This window comes from Salinivibrio sp. ML198, from assembly GCF_001996015.1.
Taxonomy (GTDB): Bacteria; Pseudomonadota; Gammaproteobacteria; order Enterobacterales; family Vibrionaceae; genus Salinivibrio; species Salinivibrio siamensis.
In genome coordinates this window covers 52,143-68,831 of sequence record NZ_MUEZ01000001.1, presented here as the reverse complement: position 1 = coordinate 68,831, position 16,689 = coordinate 52,143, and the positions used below count along the sequence as shown (strand labels likewise).

Below are 16,689 nucleotides of genomic sequence, written 5' to 3'. Positions count from 1 at the left end.
TCAATACTTAAGGTGAGTTTTCCTAAAAGGAGTTCACTATGAAAATAGCGACACTTTCTGCAACCGCAATCGCCGCGACAGCACTCACTGGTTCCCTACTATCTGGGCCAGCGCTCGCTTTAGAGACATCATCACTCAAAGCCTGTGGAGACGGTGCTGGTTGGCCACCATATACCTTTGAAAAAGGCGGACAAGTGCAAGGGTATGATGTTGACGTCCTTGACGCGATATTCGGCAAAGAAGGGGTTGATGTTTCGGTCGAAATGCCTCCTTGGAAACGTTGTGTACTGCAAACGAAGGCCGGCAACTATGATATCGCCCTCAGTGCTTCGTACAGTGAAGAACGAGATAAAAATTATCTTCTTACTGATTATTACTATACGTTACAGCCTAGCTATATTTATTCGACAAGCCAACATCCTAATGGCTTGAATATAAACTCAGTGGACGATTTAAACGGCCTAAGAATGTGTGGCTTACTTGGCTATAATTATACCGGTTTTGGTGTTGACGACAGTAAAGTCAGAAAATCAGCAAAAAGTTTCGAACAGCTCGTGCAAAAAACGGAAGCAGGACGCTGTGATGTCTTCTTGGCGCGTTACGAAATATTGGCTGGATTTAAAGTTTCCCAAGGGACTGATTATCTCGCCGGTGGTATGAAAGCTGAACCTATTCCGGGCAACAGTGGGGATAAGTTCCACATGATGATCTCGCGTGAGCATCCAGAAGCCATGGAAATAAAAGCCACGCTGGATGCCGGGTTTGAGTCAATGCGTAACGCCGGTGAATTACAGTCTATTCTCGATACTTATATTAAATAAATGGTTATTAAAAAATAAAAAAAAGAGGTGATGCGTCACCTCTTTTTTTATTGTTGATAAATATTGTAGTAGAAAGACCAACAGACAGCCGTTTTAATAGTTGGGTGTAAACCCAGTCTATAGCATGAAAAAATGGTTTGCGCTCTCTTTCGATCAACCGATGGCGTTAATGGATAGTCCGGATGTGTTTTTCTCTGATTTTGCTTTGTACATATCTTGATCTGCCGAGGCCATCAGCTCATCTAAATCACGAGGTGAACGATGGTTAAAGAGGGCACAGCCAATACTGAGCGATGGGTAGATATGGTAACGTTGCCATCGACATGCGGAGGCCTCGACCGTTTCTTGCAGGCTCTTTATCACTTTGTTGACATCGCTAGGATGTACATCTCGCAATATAACAATAAACTCGTCACCGCCCATCCTTGCGACCAAGTCTGATGAACGGGTGCTTTGGTTTAGTGCTGAGGCGACATGGCTAAGCAGTGCATCGCCAGCTTCATGACCGTATGCGTCGTTAACCTTCTTAAAATCATTTAAGTCGATATTGAGCAGCGCAAAGGACTCTTTTTTCTCTTGCGTGAGTGAATCAAGTTTTTCGATCGCGAACCGCCGGTTAGGAAGTTGGGTTAACTCGTCGACGAGTGCTTGTTTTTTCGCGATAAGAAAACTGCGATAGAAAAGTAATATGAGGCCATAAATAACGATAAATATGCCCGCGCTGATCACGTAAATCATGATACCTAGGCGCACGATTTCGGGCGAGCGTTTAAGTGTGTATTCGACGGCGAGAGACCATTCGCCGCTAGGTAAAGAAATCGGGACTGTAAAGTCGGCATTGACAACTGTCGATTGGGAGCCATAAAAGTAAGCCAGTGTTTCACTGTTTTTGATGGCTACATTGGCGCCACTGAGATCGTATAATCCGACTTCACCGAGCATCTTGATATGGTCAATGACAACACTGACTCCTCCCCAGTAGTTCGACGTATCTGTCGGGGAGGAGAAGATAGGAAACCGTGCAATGATCGCTTGACCACCTTGAACGAGGTTAACGGGTCCGGCGATGTAAACGTCACCAAGATTTCGTGCTTTTAATACCGCACGGTACTGGTCTGGCCGGGTGCGAAAGTCTAATCCGATGGCAGCTTGGTTCCCTTCGAGAGGATACACATGACTGATAATATTATCGGGCGCTAAACCCACATTGCGGACATAATCTGCCTTGTCTAGGAGTTTTTGCGCCACACTGTCCCAATTGGCCATGGCGAATTCCGGATCAATGGTGACCACGGTCGCTAAGCTATCAGCGACATAGGTATCATGATATATCGCCGCCTCAATCCGGGACCGTATCAAGGAGGCTTTACGATTAATGTCCTCTTGCTCTTCTTGGATGACTCGGTTGACGATAGTGTCGCCAATGAGAGCCGTCACGCCTACTGCAGCACCTAGGTACGCGAGCGTGAAAAGGATAAACCAAGTTTTAAGGCGGCGAGGTAAAACCATATTGCTCCAAGCTAAAAAAGGGGAAAAGAGCCATTCTCTTCCCCTTAAGCATACTCAATATTTCTGTATGCGATCAGTTTATGCCATATTTTTTCAGGATTTTTTCAAATGTACCATCTGCTTTTATCGTATTAAGCCCTTTATTGTAGGCATTGATAAACATCTGGCTATCGGGGTTGGCTTTGCCACTCGTGACATGTAAAGGGTTGGTTGAGAGCGCCTGGTCAGTAAAGGCAAACTGGTTACTATCAAGCCCCTCTTCCTGCATCACTGATTGGGCGACGACCTTGTCTTCCAAAGTCAGGTCAATACGGTCAGCGAGCAGTTTTTTCAAATTGGTTGCTAGGTTATTGGCAGCAGGTTTATCAAAATGCGTCGCCTCCAAAAACGCATCACCGTAGCCGTAATCGCGCACAATACCAACCACTTTTCCCTGTAAGTCATTCAAACTCGAGAACTGAAAAACGTCATCTGCGCGTTTAATAAACGTTAGCTGATTGCTCATATAAGGGTTGCTGTAACGCAGGAACTCAGTGCGTGCTTCAGTGTGCCAAGTGGCGGGAAGCAAGTCGATATTCCCTTTGCTGACAGCATCGAGGGCGCGAGCCCATGGCATGTTTTTAAACTCGACTTCATAGCCTTGTGTTGCCATCGCTGCTTTGACAAGCTCGACAGAAATCCCCGGCCGATCGGGATCTGCAGTCACAAAGGGTGGCCACGGATCCTGAGCCGCTGTCAGCGTTCTTGCCATCGCACTAGGCACCAGTAATAGTATTGCCAAGCTAACGGTAAACAGCTTTTTCATGTTCTCTCCTTGTTATTATTCCTTTGATTACGTTTTAAATTTCCCCATTTGTGCTTTGATGTCTTCACTTAGAGTGAGCACTTTGTCGGTGCGTGCTGCGTTTTCTTGTGCACCTTCAGTCACGTAATTGGTTGCTTCTGAGGCTTCATTGATTGCTTGACTCACTTCATCAATGGCTTGACGTTGCTCGTCAGTGGCTTGCGAGATTTGTCCACTACGCTCGGAAATATCCGTGATGGTCTCGCGTACCTGACTGACAGACTCTTGCGACTCAGAGACACGACCGGCGGTGTTTTCTAAGATACTACCAATGCGTTTTATCTCTTTTTCTACCGACTCAGTCGCTTCACTCAACGACTTGATGTTGGATTGAATTTGCTCGGTGGACTCACTGGTTTTGACTGAAAGACTACGTACTTCGTCAGCCACCACCGCAAAGCCTCGGCCTTGTTCACCCGCACGCGCCGCCTCAATCGCAGCGTTCAGCGCCAAGAGGTTGGTTTGTTCAGAGATATCATTGATGACGTTCACGACATCTGAAATTTTCTCGCCTTCCTCAAGCAGTTTATGCATTTCAGCATTCACGTTCTCCATCTCTGAACGCATATTGATGATTTCAGAGGCTGAACTCTCAATGGTGCCGTACACTTGGTTAACCAGATCAGTGGCCCCCGCTGCACGTGTGGCGGCATCGTTCGCCGTATCCGCAACGGTGGCAATGGATTGATTCATCTGCGTGGCGGCGGCAGCAACGGTAGAGAGGCTTTGTTTCTGTTGCTCCAAGCGTTCCGCATTCGTGCGCGCCATTTGCCCACTCTCTGCCGAAACTTCAGCGAGATTGATAGAAGCTTGGGTCACTTCATTGACGATTTCACGTAACGAAGCGGTGAAGTGGTTAATATGCTCGGTGATCTGGGCGAATTCTTTGTATTTCGGTGCTGGTATAACGGTAGAGAGATCGCCATCACCACTGGCGAGTTCTCGGACGCGCCCAGTTAAATCGTTGAGCGGTTTAACGACGGTGGCAGTTAAGGCCAAAATTAAGAATACGATGATCACAAGATCGAGCACTAGCAGCTCAATGAGGCTTCGAGTGAGGGTCTCGGATAACTCCGCCTCTAGCCTGTCGGTATTGTAGAATACCTGAAGTGTCCCCACTTTGTTGGTTTCACCATACTCGGTAAATGAAAGCTCACTTTCTTCGTTGGGCATGGACTCGTACATCGATTTTTCGCCGTCGCCAATGTCTTTCGGCTGGCGTTGCCCCTCGTCATTGGGTGGCCCGAGGCGCAGAAAGACGATGGCAGACCCTTGATTATCCAGTATTCGCACCGCTTTGATATCGGGTGCTTTTAATTCGGCAGAAATCGAGAGTTTGGCCGCTTCCAGGTCGAAGTCCCAAATGGCTTTGGGCAAACTGAGATTCATACGATTGGTGGCATTTTCCACTGTGGTTTCAAGCGCGCTATTCAGTTCCTGTTTGGTATTTTGATAATCAATATAACTTGATATCCCTAATACCACAGAAACAGCAATAACCACTTGAGTGACAAATATTGCTTTTAGACTCTTAAACATAGCGCTACTCTTCCATTTACATTGTCATGCGACCTGACTGCGGCCACTTTCCCCTCGAGTGTTCATTATTCACCCAGGTGTTCTTTCATTATCTGTTCAATATTGATTTTCTTTAGTCCTTGGTTGACGATGTCACGCCATTTTTGCCCTTCGGCATTGTCGGCAAACGCAATGTAGAGTTTTTTATCAACCAAGAGTTTTTTGTTCATTTGTAGATTGGCTTTAACGGCACTGAGAGCAGGGTCATTCTCTTTGAGATAGTCCAGCACATTGGCATCCACGACGGCTAGCGGGATACGTTCACGTCCTACTTTTTGTAAATTTTGTGTGTCACTGGTGACCGCAGACGACTTGAGTGTGCCATTCGCAATGCGCTCATCTAGTTCTGGTGTGTTGACATAGCCACGCACCACACCAATGGTATGTTGAGTAAGATCATCAAGGGTTGACCACTCGATAGGCTTATTGACGTTTTCAACGAACCCGAGCGGGCCTGTGCCTATGGGGTCAGAGAAGATCAGTTCGTCTGTTTCGTAGTGATATTCTGGGAAATAGCCAGCGTACTGCGCATCATTCTTTACCAAATACACAGTGCGCGACCACGGGTAAAATTCGACGTTAAGTTCGTGCCCCATGGCTTGTACGGCTGCACGCACAACCGCAACGGATGCGCCCTGATCAGGCAAATTTTTGCCAGAATAAGGCGGCCATTCGAGCGATGGCATGGTGAGAACATCGGCTCGAGCTGGTGTTGCTAGAAGAAGGGCCGAGAAAACGATGGCGAACAGATGCTTGAGCATAATGCCTCCAATTTATCCATAATTCTCTTAAGCGTAGACGAGATAAAAATAGGTGGGCGCAGTGATCGTTTATTTGTCGAAAAATATGCGTTTTTTATTGTCATAATGTGATGAAAATAAACAATTTTCTGGTCGGGCCAACAGAAGAGAAGACGATGACTAGCCGGAAATACAGGGGGGATTTCTGGCTTTGTCTATAAAGCTGGTCTTTTTTGTCTTTGAGTTAGACAAAAAAGCCGCTGCTTTAAACAGCGGCTTGTTAGTGAGCGATTAATCACGCTCAAGACTAACGTTAGAGTAGCTACGGTAGCCACGCACCATTACATGGTACTCGGTACCTTCTTGTGCACTGATACGACAGGTCTCATCGTTGCCATAGTCATAAGGACGACAGTCCCAGTTGTTAGTAGTGGGTTTGCTGCCCGCTTTTACATAAAGGTCGGCATCACCCGTGCCACCGCTCATTGCCACATTCACGTTGCGGCTGCTATCAACTGTGAACGTAAAAAAGGTTTCACTGCCGCTGCCACCACTTAAACCGGTAACCGGCTGGTTGGGCTGAAGCACGTTTCCACCGTTGTCACCACAACTTGCATCGACGCCTACGGTATTAAATGCATCGATAACGTCTTGCGCATTGTAAGCCAAGTCTTGCGTGGCTTTCACTACGCCGCAAGCACCTTGGTCAAATGTGCTGCTGGCGGTCCAGTACAGTTGGTTCGCGGTGGTGAATACTTCGAAGCCTTTGCGAACATCCCAGTTTGCTTTGTTAGCGAGGAGGTAGAAAGCACGGTTATATACGCCGCTTGAATAGTGCACATTCATGCCGTCACGGTACTGGCTGGCGTCATCAATGGATTTGCCATCGCGTGAAGGTTGGTCAAAATAGCGCAGACCACCAGTGCCTTTAAAGATGTCGGCACCGACCACCCAATCGACTTCATCATGCATGTAGTATTCTGCAGCTTCACCGGCAATATCAGAAAACGCCTCATTGATCCCGCCCGACATGTCTGCATAGATGAGACCAGAGTTTTGCTCAGTAAAGCCGTGGCTGACCTCGTGGGCACTCACGTTGATATCGACCAGTGGGTAGAACGTTGATTTGCCATCCCCGAATGTCATTGAGCTACCATTCCAGAATGCATTCTCATAGTCGTTGCCGTAGTGGACGCGCATAGTGAGCTGGAAAGTCAGAGGTGCGGTGTTCATCCAATCTTGGTACATGTCAAAAACAACGTTACCGAAATAGTGCGCATCGTTCAGTGCAGAGTAAGCGCCGTTAACATATCTTTCGTCGTTGTAGTTACTGCTATCTGTACATGGGTAGGTGAAGGCAGTGCTGCCTGTGGTACCGTTCTCTAGATCGACCGTTTTCACTTTGTCGTTTTCTAACGTACACGTGGTGCCGGTTTTGTCGATAGGGAAGCCATCATAGTCCGTGCCATAAATATATTGGCCCGTTTTTTCGTTCCCACCAGGGCCTGTTCCAACGGCAGTGGCATGATTAATACCATCCCAGTGCTTCAAGATCTCACCAGTGTCGGCATCAATCATATAAAAAGGACGGCTTGGGTCGTCACCAGCGATAAAGAAATCAACGATGTAGACGAGCTGCGCATTCTGCTCATCATCCAGTTTGACCACCAAGCGAGTGTTCTCGTTTTCAAATGGGGCAGAGGTAATGGTTTGTTGGTTCTGCGTGAAAGCAGCCTTCGCGGTTTCTAAGGCCGCTTGGCTATTGAGCGCGGGTGAGATAGAGGTGATATCGTTCGCGACACCTTGTGCCATGGTACCGTAGACGTCGCTACGTTGACCTTGTTTTTCTGTCGCGACGACAGCCGTGTCAATAACGGGCACACCTTGATAGGTTTGCTGGTAACGCACTTTGACTTTGCCGTTTGGCAAGGTGACACGCTTCACTTCTTTAAACCCTAGTGGGTTGGCTTGTGAACCTGATGGCGCATAAACACCTGCAGGTTGGTCTAAGACCTGACTTAGCATTGCATCATCAGTGACGTTAATCAGTTCTGCACTCAGTGCCGGTGTGCTAGCGACAACGCTAGAGGCGATAAGCCATGTCAATTTAGAGAGTTTCATTTTATTGCCCTAATTGTTGTTGAAAGATTCCTTTCTTCCCAACTGCACAATAGGAAGACGAACATGTCGGTTCGCATCTTTAACGTGGCCTATCAATAGAATCATTTACAAGCTCGTTACAATTAACAGTGTAAACAATAAATTACGCTATCGGTGTGTTTCAAACGTCAATGAGGTAGAAAACGTATCGTGACTAGTTTATCTGACAGTTATGCTGGTTAATTATTAATTAATGACCATAATTCTTTACAGCATAAATGACTGTTCATTTATGAGATATTTACCGCAATATTGATGAATGAGCTTGCCGCCCAAAAAAGAGGTGAAGGCCACAAATTAAGTGACCTTATTGTTATTTGTGGGGCGTGAAGCGGTCAGCTTGTTAAGGATTACTGATACGTCGCCACATACAGGTTTTGTCGCCTGTCTGGGTGTCAGTCAGCCAAGTATACTGGCAATTATCATCGTAGCTATAGCGTCCTGTCTGTACTTGAAAGCGACCTAGCTCCGTGTCTTGCAGAGACGTGAAACGACCATCTTTAAGGATTGAGAAGTGCAGGTGCGGACCTGTTGATGAACCGCCTTGGCACAAGGCGACTGTGCGTTGGCTAGCATAGGTACCGATTTTTGTGTTCTTACTGACCCACTGATTGTTGTTCACTTGAATCCCATCCATGTGGTAATAATTGGTTGCCCAACCATTATCGTGCGTGACCCGTAATTGGCAGCGAGATAGCACAGTGACATAGCCGTCATGTGCGGCTGTGACACTGTAGGTTGTCCCGCCCCAGCGAGGCCAATCGTATGAGACGTCGATGGATGAAAGTGGATAGCCTGAACCCGAGTGGGCATGTGGACCATTTGGAACCCAAGCATATCCTTGACGCCACGGCCACTGCATGAACCCAGTGGCTTTTGATCACTAAACCAAGCTTGATAGTGCGCTTTCCATGCTTGCCAATCACTGGGCGTATTAAGTGCGCTGACTAGCACTTGTGTCGCATGATGCGCCATTTGAGTGGTAGGTTTTTGGGACTGGTATAACAGAGAAGATAGAGTTGCCGCCGTTTGTTTAATGTCTTCGAGCAGCTTGAGTTTGCTGATCCGATCGAGGGCGATGTTTTGCGCTAAAGCAGGCTCATTTGTAATCAGCGTTGTAATCACAATACGCGGGTCGATACCAGATGCGCCGCTCCAGTGCATAACAGCTTCACTCACCGGTTGCCAGTGTGGGAGGTGTGATCCGAGAAACGCATTGATATCGAGCGGATACTGCCGTGGTCGAAAAGTCAGGTCTTCTTCCGTGACTAACTGACTATTAATGCCGACATTTTCAAGGCTTGTCTCTGGGCGTGTTTGTACGTGATTTGCCATCAATGTATGTGCTTGCGATGAGATTGAAAATGCAATAACGCAGGCTGTAGCAAGGTGGGGTAAACGTAGCATGCTATGCTCTCCTTTCATGGTATGAAAAGTAAGCGTGGCACGATATGCCTTGCTTTCTAGTCATTGTTGTCGGTCTGCGATTGCCTGAAAAGATTGAATGTAATGAAGGAGACACAATGATAGAAAATGTGATGCCGGCCATCCGCTGGCCGATGATAAACGCCTTGAGTTTTATGGCGTACGGCGTTGACTTGCACTTTGCGATTTCACTGCAGGAACCGGATCTTTCGGCCAGAATAGACTAGAGGGGTGTTGTTTGATTTGTGTCAGTACCGCGGTTCTCACCGACTTAATGTCTAATTCACAGTTACGAGAGCGTAGAGCGACGAATAACGCCAAACCAAAGCTGACCCAAAGGTTAATAAAGCCGATCATTAACACAAAGAATAGGCTGGATAATACTGTCCCCCATGACTGGAAATCACTAATATGTGCGTATGCCGCGTGCGCAGATGAGAACGCCACGTGGCGTATATCTAGGGGGACCTCAATCAGATAGCCCAAATAACTCGTCATGCCCAATAAGACACCAAAAATAAAGTTACCACCCAGTGCGCCATAGTTTTCGTGAATGTAAAAAGCCGCTTTCTCACGGTGTTTAGAGGGGATGACCCGAAACAACCGATGGGCGACTAATCGATCTTTTAGCTCAATATAATCCGCTCGGTTATCTAAAATGCCGGTGATGATGCCAGATAAAAACAGCCACACACCGGCGATGCCAGCATAGAGCCAAGCCAAACCACTAAGTGGATGGATGGCTGCTTTTTGATAAGCCGCTTGTTCGCTACTCAGTAATGGGCTGTGATAAAAGTGGCTAAAAAGCAGGCTTACTAAGATGCTCACAGTGATGGCTGCAGTAATGTTTCCCCACACCGCAAACCATTGAGAGCGGTTTACATTTATTAACAGGCGCGCGAGTTTTTTACTGCGTGTCCGTCCTTGTTTGTTTTTCTCTACGTGCGCAGCAAAGTTTGCTGCAGTCATCGCGGGCTGCTTGGTGGCAATGGTAAAGTGCAAAATGTGTACGAGCATAAAGCCGACGCCATAGTTTAGGCTCACCAGTAGGGCGTTATTGAGAGGGGCGAGTTGCAGGCTCTCAATATATATTTTTACCCACGCTAGTAGCGAAATAATCACCCCAGCACCACAGGCCCCGCGCAGGATTTTAAAATAATCCTTTTTGGTCTTGGCAATGTAGTGCTCGCCGTGATTGCTTTTGTTTTGGGTGACACTTTGCGCAAAGGTGCGAGTGCTTTTGCGGTAAATCGCGCGCACACTGTTGCGCTCGGTCACTGAGGTCAGTAGTTGGCGCCATAGGTTAAGCACACAACGCGCTTTTTGGTGAGGATGGCGAAAATCTAAGATTTGAATCAGCAGCACCATGCGGTTCAACGTTTGATCAAGGCGCTCGAGCATATGCGAAGCGTGTGCGGAGAAACCCATTTGGCTGATGCCGCGTGCGCGGATCCGTTTTACCTGTTGTTGGCATTGTTCAATCATTACCCAAAAATGGGCTGTGTCTTGGCCAGATATGTCGTTGGCCTTGATAGCCGCGACCAAGTGGCTGGTTTCACGTTGAAGCGCAATGAACGGTGAGTCGATTTCACTCAAACGGCGGTCTATGCGAAGTAGCTCAGGGTCTAGCTCTTCTGCCGCAATCCAGATAGATAGCATTTCTAGCGAATAACAAAGTTCGCTTTTGATATAAGCGCCTGTTGTGCGAATAGCCTCTGTAGAGGCGTTTTTCACCAACAGGCAATAAAGCTTAAACCAACATTTATGGGAAATGGTTTTAACCCACGCTTTGTCTTCACCACCGACAAAGTAACTGAGCAAGTCATTGATATCGTTGCAGCGTTTTGGCGGCGGATTGACTTTATTGTAAAGGCGTCGAAAAATTTCGGTGACGAGCCCGTTTTTAGAAAAGATCCCCAATTGCACAAATGCGGGTGACAGTTTTATTTTCTTTGCCTCATTGCACACGCTATTGGCGAATAATGCAGCTTGAGAAGGGGAGTTGGCTAAGGCTAAGACAAGTTGTTCAAGACGCAGCTCTGCCAGCTCGGGTTCACCTTCACGAAGATAGGTAAAAAATATATCAAGGCGCTCTGTGTCGCTGGCACAGAGTGAGAAACCGTCTATCACTTTAAAGGCCGGTGTAATTGCAGGCATATATCAATTTTCTTATCAGTAGATAGTCAACGCGCGCGTAGTCTACAAGAGGGAGTGAATAGGGGGAAGTAAAAGTGTGTTTAGATCACATCTGCAATGTTCTGACTTGGAGGCGGCAAGCATGAATTTTATCTCTATCCTTGTTCGTTTAATAAAAAAAAGCTTTTTTATTAATATCTTGGATAAGATGGTATAAATGCACCATCATGAGTCGATGCTATCGGCTGAGCCAACTGAATAGGCCTTTAAGGGGGAGCCATGATCAGAGAAATTACCCGACCTGACTTTGCGTCGTTTTGGCCAACATTCTCAGCCATTATTAAGGCAGAAGAAACCTATGCGTTGGATCCTGACATGACGCAGCAAGAGGCTTTTTCGCTTTGGTGTGAATCAACACTGGAAGCCTATGCATTGGTAGAAAATGATGTAGTTTTGGGTATTTACTACCTCAAATCTAATGGAATGGGCCCAAGTCGCCATATCTGTAATTGTGGTTATATGGTGGCCAACGAGGCGAGAGGAAGAGGCATCGCACGCCTTTTATGTGAGCATTCACAGGAGAGGGCGATCGCGTTTGGGTTTCAAGCCATGCAGTTTAATAGTGTGGTCTCGACCAACGAGGTGGCGGTAACGCTTTGGCAGAAACTCGGCTTTTCGATTGTTGGTACCATCCCTCGAGCGTACAAGCATTCGCAATTGGGGTTGGTTGACAGTTATGTGATGTACAAATGGTTATAGCATCGCTCAGTATCAGAAAGGTGAAAGCGCTCTCAGTCATTTTACTGGTCACCCAACTCGTGCTGATTGGCTTTTCTTACTACTACCGCGGCATGGCGAGTGGTGAGCTACAAAACATATCGACAGCGTCAGGTAATCATCTTGATGAGTACCTGTTTCGCTTGCAGCACTATGATCGCTTGGAGGCTCTTCTTGGTTACGCTGCGGCGGGTGTTTGGTTATTAACAGTTACTATCTTGAATGTCGGAAAAGCAACAAAGCTCGTGTGGGCACAAGTATCGATTGTTGTCCCAATGATGATCAGCTTTTTACTGAGTTTTTTCTAGCGCCATTGAGCCGGATAGGAATAGTCTCTCCCTTCGGTTGTGGCGAGCATAGTCGCGTTAATTAGGCACGCTCCGATCAGCCTACAATAACCACTATGGGCTGGAATCAGCAGACTTGTATGATGAACCCTCATCAATGACAATGATAGCCATTCTCATTATTTTTCGTTTATAAGATATGACGCAATTCGCTTTCATACAGTCACTGTGCCCTGTGGTCTTGCCTGATCCTGACACGTCAGTATTAATGGTTCAGTTTGATGTACAGCATTATTCCCCAATGCTATTTGCCAAGCTTGGTATTGAGATGCCCGAGGCGATTCGTCGGGCAGTGTGTAAGCGGCAAGCGGAGTTTTTGGCGGGTCGTTATCTGGCAAAAAAAGTACAAATGAGTCTGGGAGTGATGCCGATTGAGATAGCTATCGGTGACAGCCGCGCACCGGTTTGGCCATCAGCATGGACGGGAAGCATCAGTCACAATGATTCGTTAGCCATATGTGCGATGACGCCTCAGAGCTATGAGCATGAGGGCGTCGGTATCGATATTGAGTCATTGATTGATGTGGATAGACTATCGGAGATGAAGGGTGTGGTCGTTACCGAAAAGGAGCTGGCGGCGCTACCCAGCAATGTACAAAATTTAAGTGGGTTGATGACTCTGTTGTTTTCGGCCAAAGAGAGCATTTTTAAAGCCTTGTACCCTCAAGTTAAACGCTATTTTGACTTTTTAGATGTCGCCTTTTTGCGGATGGACGACCAATGGTTGTACTTTGAGCTGAATACAAAGCTTTCTGACACCTTATTGCCCGGTCTGCAGGGAAAGGTGTATTACTCTAGGATGGATGAACGAGTGCTTACCTTTACGCGTTCTGAATATTTCATATGATAATAATTATCATTTATTGAGTTTGTGTTATCGGGCGGTTACAATCGATTTTTTTAGATAGGTTGTGTCCATGGATAGTAACACGCTGAATGCGAAGCCAGTTTTAAGGCTTGCGCTGCTTATTAACATGCTCTCTGTTGGAACCTTGATGATGGTGATGCCGTTGGGTCCCGATTTAGTCCGAGATATTGGCTTAAAAGGTGAGCACATCGGATACATCAGTGGCGGTGCGACGTTTGGCTCCGCAATCATTGGTTTTTTTCTCGCACCGGTATTAGACCGTTATGATCGACGAGCCGCTTTGACATTGTTTCTCCTACTTCGTTCTGCCCTGTTTGCCTTGTGTGGATTAGCGACAGAGCCGAAACAGTTGTTACTTATTTTTATTGCCGCAGGCTGTTTCTCCGGCCCTCTTAGCGGCTTAATCATGGCGTCTGTCCTTGATGTAACTAACGTGGCGGAGCGAGGTAGGGCGATGGCCTTCGTTGCCAGTGGATTTTCTCTGGCGGCGATCATCATTGTGCCAGCTTCTTTGATGTTGGCGCAGTGGATGGGTTGGCAGATGACGTTCTTTTTCTTTGGTGGCATGGGAGTAATATTGGCGGTCGCCGTCAGGATCTATATGCCATCGCTGGTCCCACAGGCAAGCGCGACGACAAGTCCAACAATGCGTTCGGCAGGACTATCTAAAATGATCGGCTCCACGCCGTTTGTACTCGCGATGGCGATGATGGGGTTGACACTCTTTGGACATTTTCTATTGGTGCCAAACTTGTCGGCGTATTTCCAGTTTAACCTTGATTTCCCGCGGAACGAGATCAGTTACCTTTACCTCTTGGGTGGGGTGATGAGCATTTTAGCGATGCGTTACAGCGGCAGAATGATGGACAAAGGCTCAGGGCAACCGGTGTTATTTGGCTTAAGCGTGATTGTCGCTATGGTGGTTTATTATGGATTTATCAGCGATAGCACGGATAAGTGGGTCTATCTGATTTTTATGATTTTGATGGCATCGAGTTCGGCGCGTAGTGCGGTCCTGGCAGCGTTTACATCAAGGGTACCACCACCACAATACCGTGCCGCCTTCATGACGTATCAATCAACAGTGTCTAATTTGGCCGCTGGTAGTGCAGGGATTGTCAGTTCCATCTATCTTGTTTCAGGGTCTGCGAATCAATTAGTAGGGCTCGATAAACTTGCCACAATGACTATCATTAGTGCGCTCGCGGTTCCTCTGCTTGTTTGCTGGTTTATCCCATCACTTAAACAGTCTCAAGCTTCACAACAAGTTCCGGGTTAATTCCCGGAGCTATTCCACTCCGTTTTCACCCTTTACCTGTACGTTTTTCGCTCGTCTTACCGGCTTGGCCGTTTTGCATTGTGAATATCTACGCAAATTTTCATGATCAAACGCAAATAATAATAAAAAAGATTATCAGTTGTTTGTGGTTAGGATTGAGCATAAAATAGAAATCATTATCATTTGCACCACCATTTATATGGGGTGGTTAATTTTTGATGGACAAGGAGATAGCGTGTTTAAGTTGACTCGCCTGAATCAGGCTTTATGTGTAGTAGGTATGGTTTCTTCATTTACGGTAATGGCAGACACGGCCAATAACGACGTTAGTGAAGTGATGGTGGTGACGGCGAGTCAGACAGAGCATCCGGAACTCACAGCGCCGGCTTCTGTCTCGTATATTACCCGCGAGGACTTGGATAACCTTGTAGTCAATGATGTTGCTGAAGCGATTGAAAAACTTCCGGGTATTCACATCAACGCGGGCACAACATACGGGCGGAATGAGATCAAAATCCGTGGATTGGATTCAGATTATACCCTGCTGCTAATCAACGGTCGTCGGATTAACTCTCGAGATGGACTCCTTAGCTCTTACGGTAACGATTTTGACCTGTCTAGTATTCCGATGTCAGCGGTCGAGCGTATCGAGGTAACCCGTGGCCCTATGTCATCTTTGTATGGTGCCGATGCGTTGGGGGGCGTAGTGAATGTGATTCTTCGCAAACCCACAGAAGAAACGCAGGGCTCTTTGGGTTACCAGTTTGATGGTATTACTGAGGGCTCTGGTGGTAATACTCATAAAATGAATGGCTACGTCAGTGGCGCCCTGGTTCCTGACACCTTATTGGGGAACCTGATCATTGAAAAAAGTGATCGTGATGCGTGGCGGTCAAACCAATCCGTTAACCCAGATACGGATGTGCTGGAGGAACGTGATGAGTTGAGCTTGTACTCCAACCTGACATGGCTGGTGAATGATCAGCAGGATATCGAGCTTGACCTTAACTACAGCACCGATGACCGTGATGCGGATTGGAACAACTGGGGTAACGCCGTAAACAATGTGCAGGAAATGGAGCGTTACAACCTGGCATTGACCCATTACGGTTACTGGGAGGCGATGAACTCTCGAGTGCGTTATAACCTCGACCATTCTGAATTGCGAGATGATTCAGAGCTGAATAGTGCAGTCGGTGATATCGAGCAAACCAATAACACTATTGATGCCCAGCTTTCTGGTTATTTAGGCGATCACCTTCTCACGGGCGGCGGCGAATTTCGTGATACTAAACTGGAAAATAACCTGACGCTGACGACCGATTCTGTGCACTACAGTCAGGCGGCGATTTACCTGCAAGATGAAATTTCGCTAGGCGACTTGGCACTGACTCTGAGTGCGCGTTATGACGATCACGAGGTGTACGGCGGTGAGTTTAGCCCGCGTGCTTATGCAGTTTATACGATCACTGACAACTGGGTAATTAAAGGTGGTGTCGGGGAAGCCTTTAAAGCGCCCGGCCTGAATCAGTACAGTGATTCTTACTCGGTGCTAGCGTGTCGGGGTAAATGCCATGTGGTTGGTAACCCGGATCTAGAAGCAGAGACCTCACGGAGCTATGAGCTGGGAACCAGCTATGAAACTGCTCACTGGGGCGCCGGGTTAACTGTGTTCGAAAATGACATTGATGACATGATTGAGGCGGAAACGTGGGATCGCGTCAAAACTGAGTTGAGCTACTTCAACGTCGACGAGGCCGAGATCAAAGGGGTGGAAACATCGCTATGGGCCGACATTACCGACACGGTCAGTGTATCGGTGAATTATACCTACAGCGATGCAGAAGACAAAAGCACGCAGACCGATCTGCTCAATACGCCCGCCCATGTGGCTAATGTTCAACTCGACTGGCAGGCGAGAGACAACCTTTATGCTTACACGTCATACCAATACACAGGCTCTCAATACGCAAAAAATGGGTCGGATGTCGTGAAGCTAGATGCTTATGGCACGCTGGATCTAGGGGCTCGCTATCAACCTGTAGATGATTTGAACTTGAAGCTGGGGGTCACCAACCTCACTAACGAAGAGCGAGATGAGACCGCGATAGATCTGGATTACATCATGAAAGCACGCAGCGTCTATGCTGGCGTTTCATACGACTTCTGATAACAACATTCATCAGGACCACCTGATGCCAAAGG

Annotated in this window: 14 protein-coding genes; 6 read left to right on the top strand and 8 right to left on the bottom strand. The window is 47.2% G+C overall.

Features of this window, described 5'->3' with window-relative positions; all coding sequences use genetic code 11:
• The first annotated feature begins 38 nt into the window (after nt 1-38).
• A complete protein-coding gene (locus BZG25_RS00265; protein WP_077578353.1) occupies nt 39-821 on the top strand; it encodes an ABC transporter substrate-binding protein in 783 nt (260 codons plus the stop codon).
• Between the two features lie 153 nt (nt 822-974).
• Here BZG25_RS00265 and BZG25_RS00260 read toward each other — a convergent pair whose 3' ends face one another.
• From BZG25_RS00260 to BZG25_RS00230, 8 genes are all read right to left on the bottom strand, one after another.
• Nucleotides 975-2,330, bottom strand: a complete 1,356-nt coding sequence (locus BZG25_RS00260; protein ID WP_077638281.1) for a diguanylate cyclase domain-containing protein — start codon at nt 2,328-2,330, stop codon at nt 975-977.
• A gap of 73 nt (nt 2,331-2,403) precedes the next feature.
• Entirely contained in the window at nt 2,404-3,135 is a 732-nt protein-coding gene (locus tag BZG25_RS00255) for an ABC transporter substrate-binding protein (RefSeq protein WP_077638280.1), read from the bottom strand.
• 27 nt (nt 3,136-3,162) lie between these two features.
• Nucleotides 3,163-4,713: a methyl-accepting chemotaxis protein gene (locus BZG25_RS00250; protein ID WP_046075781.1), complete on the bottom strand. Its 1,551-nt coding sequence runs from the start codon at nt 4,711-4,713 to the stop codon at nt 3,163-3,165.
• Between the two features lie 65 nt (nt 4,714-4,778).
• A complete protein-coding gene (locus BZG25_RS00245; RefSeq protein WP_046075782.1) occupies nt 4,779-5,513 on the bottom strand; it encodes an ABC transporter substrate-binding protein in 735 nt (244 codons plus the stop codon).
• Between the two features lie 270 nt (nt 5,514-5,783).
• Entirely contained in the window at nt 5,784-7,613 is a 1,830-nt protein-coding gene (locus BZG25_RS00240; RefSeq protein ID WP_077638279.1) for a M4 family metallopeptidase, read from the bottom strand.
• A gap of 382 nt (nt 7,614-7,995) precedes the next feature.
• Entirely contained in the window at nt 7,996-8,352 is a 357-nt protein-coding gene (locus tag BZG25_RS16190; protein WP_305794068.1) for a M23 family metallopeptidase, read from the bottom strand.
• Complete coding sequence (locus BZG25_RS16185; RefSeq protein ID WP_305794067.1) at nt 8,271-9,059, bottom strand: hypothetical protein; 789 nt, start codon at nt 9,057-9,059, stop codon at nt 8,271-8,273. Before BZG25_RS16185 ends, BZG25_RS16190 begins: the two co-directional genes overlap by 82 nt.
• Nucleotides 9,060-9,230: 171 nt before the next feature.
• Nucleotides 9,231-11,234, bottom strand: coding sequence for a hypothetical protein (locus BZG25_RS00230; RefSeq protein ID WP_077638277.1), 2,004 nt, complete (start codon nt 11,232-11,234; stop codon nt 9,231-9,233).
• Nucleotides 11,235-11,492: 258 nt separating this feature from the next.
• On the opposite strand from BZG25_RS00230, the gene BZG25_RS00225 reads away from it, so the two are divergent.
• The 5 genes from BZG25_RS00225 (at nt 11,493) to BZG25_RS00205 (ending at nt 16,654) form a co-directional block, all read left to right on the top strand.
• Nucleotides 11,493-11,972, top strand: a complete 480-nt coding sequence (locus BZG25_RS00225) for a GNAT family N-acetyltransferase (protein WP_077579087.1) — start codon at nt 11,493-11,495, stop codon at nt 11,970-11,972.
• Nucleotides 11,963-12,298 carry a hypothetical protein gene (locus tag BZG25_RS00220; RefSeq protein WP_077638276.1) on the top strand — a complete coding sequence of 112 codons (336 nt, stop codon included), beginning with the start codon at nt 11,963-11,965 and terminating at the stop codon, nt 12,296-12,298. The genes BZG25_RS00225 and BZG25_RS00220 overlap by 10 nt, the downstream gene beginning before the upstream one ends.
• A 178-nt stretch (nt 12,299-12,476) precedes the next feature.
• The gene (locus BZG25_RS00215; RefSeq protein ID WP_077638275.1) at nt 12,477-13,184 is read left to right on the top strand and encodes a 4'-phosphopantetheinyl transferase; all 708 of its coding nucleotides are present in this window, start codon (nt 12,477-12,479) and stop codon (nt 13,182-13,184) included.
• A gap of 70 nt (nt 13,185-13,254) precedes the next feature.
• A complete protein-coding gene (locus BZG25_RS00210) occupies nt 13,255-14,484 on the top strand; it encodes an MFS transporter (protein ID WP_206744464.1) in 1,230 nt (409 codons plus the stop codon).
• A 235-nt stretch (nt 14,485-14,719) separates the two neighbouring features.
• On the top strand, nt 14,720-16,654 hold the full coding sequence (locus tag BZG25_RS00205; RefSeq protein ID WP_241828615.1) for a TonB-dependent receptor domain-containing protein: 1,935 nt from the start codon (nt 14,720-14,722) through the stop codon (nt 16,652-16,654).
• Nucleotides 16,655-16,689: the final 35 nt, after the last annotated feature.

What these genes read in the sequence shown, in the direction of transcription:
- BZG25_RS00240 (WP_077638279.1), bottom strand. Translation starts at nt 7,613, where the DNA reads ATGAAACTCTCTAAATTGACATGGCTTATCGCCTCTAGCGTTGTCGCT.
- BZG25_RS00250 (WP_046075781.1), bottom strand. Translation starts at nt 4,713, where the DNA reads ATGTTTAAGAGTCTAAAAGCAATATTTGTCACTCAAGTGGTTATTGCT.
- BZG25_RS00220 (WP_077638276.1), top strand. Translation starts at nt 11,963, where the DNA reads ATGGTTATAGCATCGCTCAGTATCAGAAAGGTGAAAGCGCTCTCAGTC.
- BZG25_RS00210 (WP_206744464.1), top strand. Translation starts at nt 13,255, where the DNA reads ATGGATAGTAACACGCTGAATGCGAAGCCAGTTTTAAGGCTTGCGCTG.
- BZG25_RS00255 (WP_077638280.1), bottom strand. Translation starts at nt 3,135, where the DNA reads ATGAAAAAGCTGTTTACCGTTAGCTTGGCAATACTATTACTGGTGCCT.
- BZG25_RS00225 (WP_077579087.1), top strand. Translation starts at nt 11,493, where the DNA reads ATGATCAGAGAAATTACCCGACCTGACTTTGCGTCGTTTTGGCCAACA.
- BZG25_RS16185 (WP_305794067.1), bottom strand. Translation starts at nt 9,059, where the DNA reads ATGCTACGTTTACCCCACCTTGCTACAGCCTGCGTTATTGCATTTTCA.
- BZG25_RS00215 (WP_077638275.1), top strand. Translation starts at nt 12,477, where the DNA reads ATGACGCAATTCGCTTTCATACAGTCACTGTGCCCTGTGGTCTTGCCT.
- BZG25_RS00230 (WP_077638277.1), bottom strand. Translation starts at nt 11,234, where the DNA reads ATGCCTGCAATTACACCGGCCTTTAAAGTGATAGACGGTTTCTCACTC.
- BZG25_RS00245 (WP_046075782.1), bottom strand. Translation starts at nt 5,513, where the DNA reads ATGCTCAAGCATCTGTTCGCCATCGTTTTCTCGGCCCTTCTTCTAGCA.
- BZG25_RS00260 (WP_077638281.1), bottom strand. Translation starts at nt 2,330, where the DNA reads ATGGTTTTACCTCGCCGCCTTAAAACTTGGTTTATCCTTTTCACGCTC.
- BZG25_RS00265 (WP_077578353.1), top strand. Translation starts at nt 39, where the DNA reads ATGAAAATAGCGACACTTTCTGCAACCGCAATCGCCGCGACAGCACTC.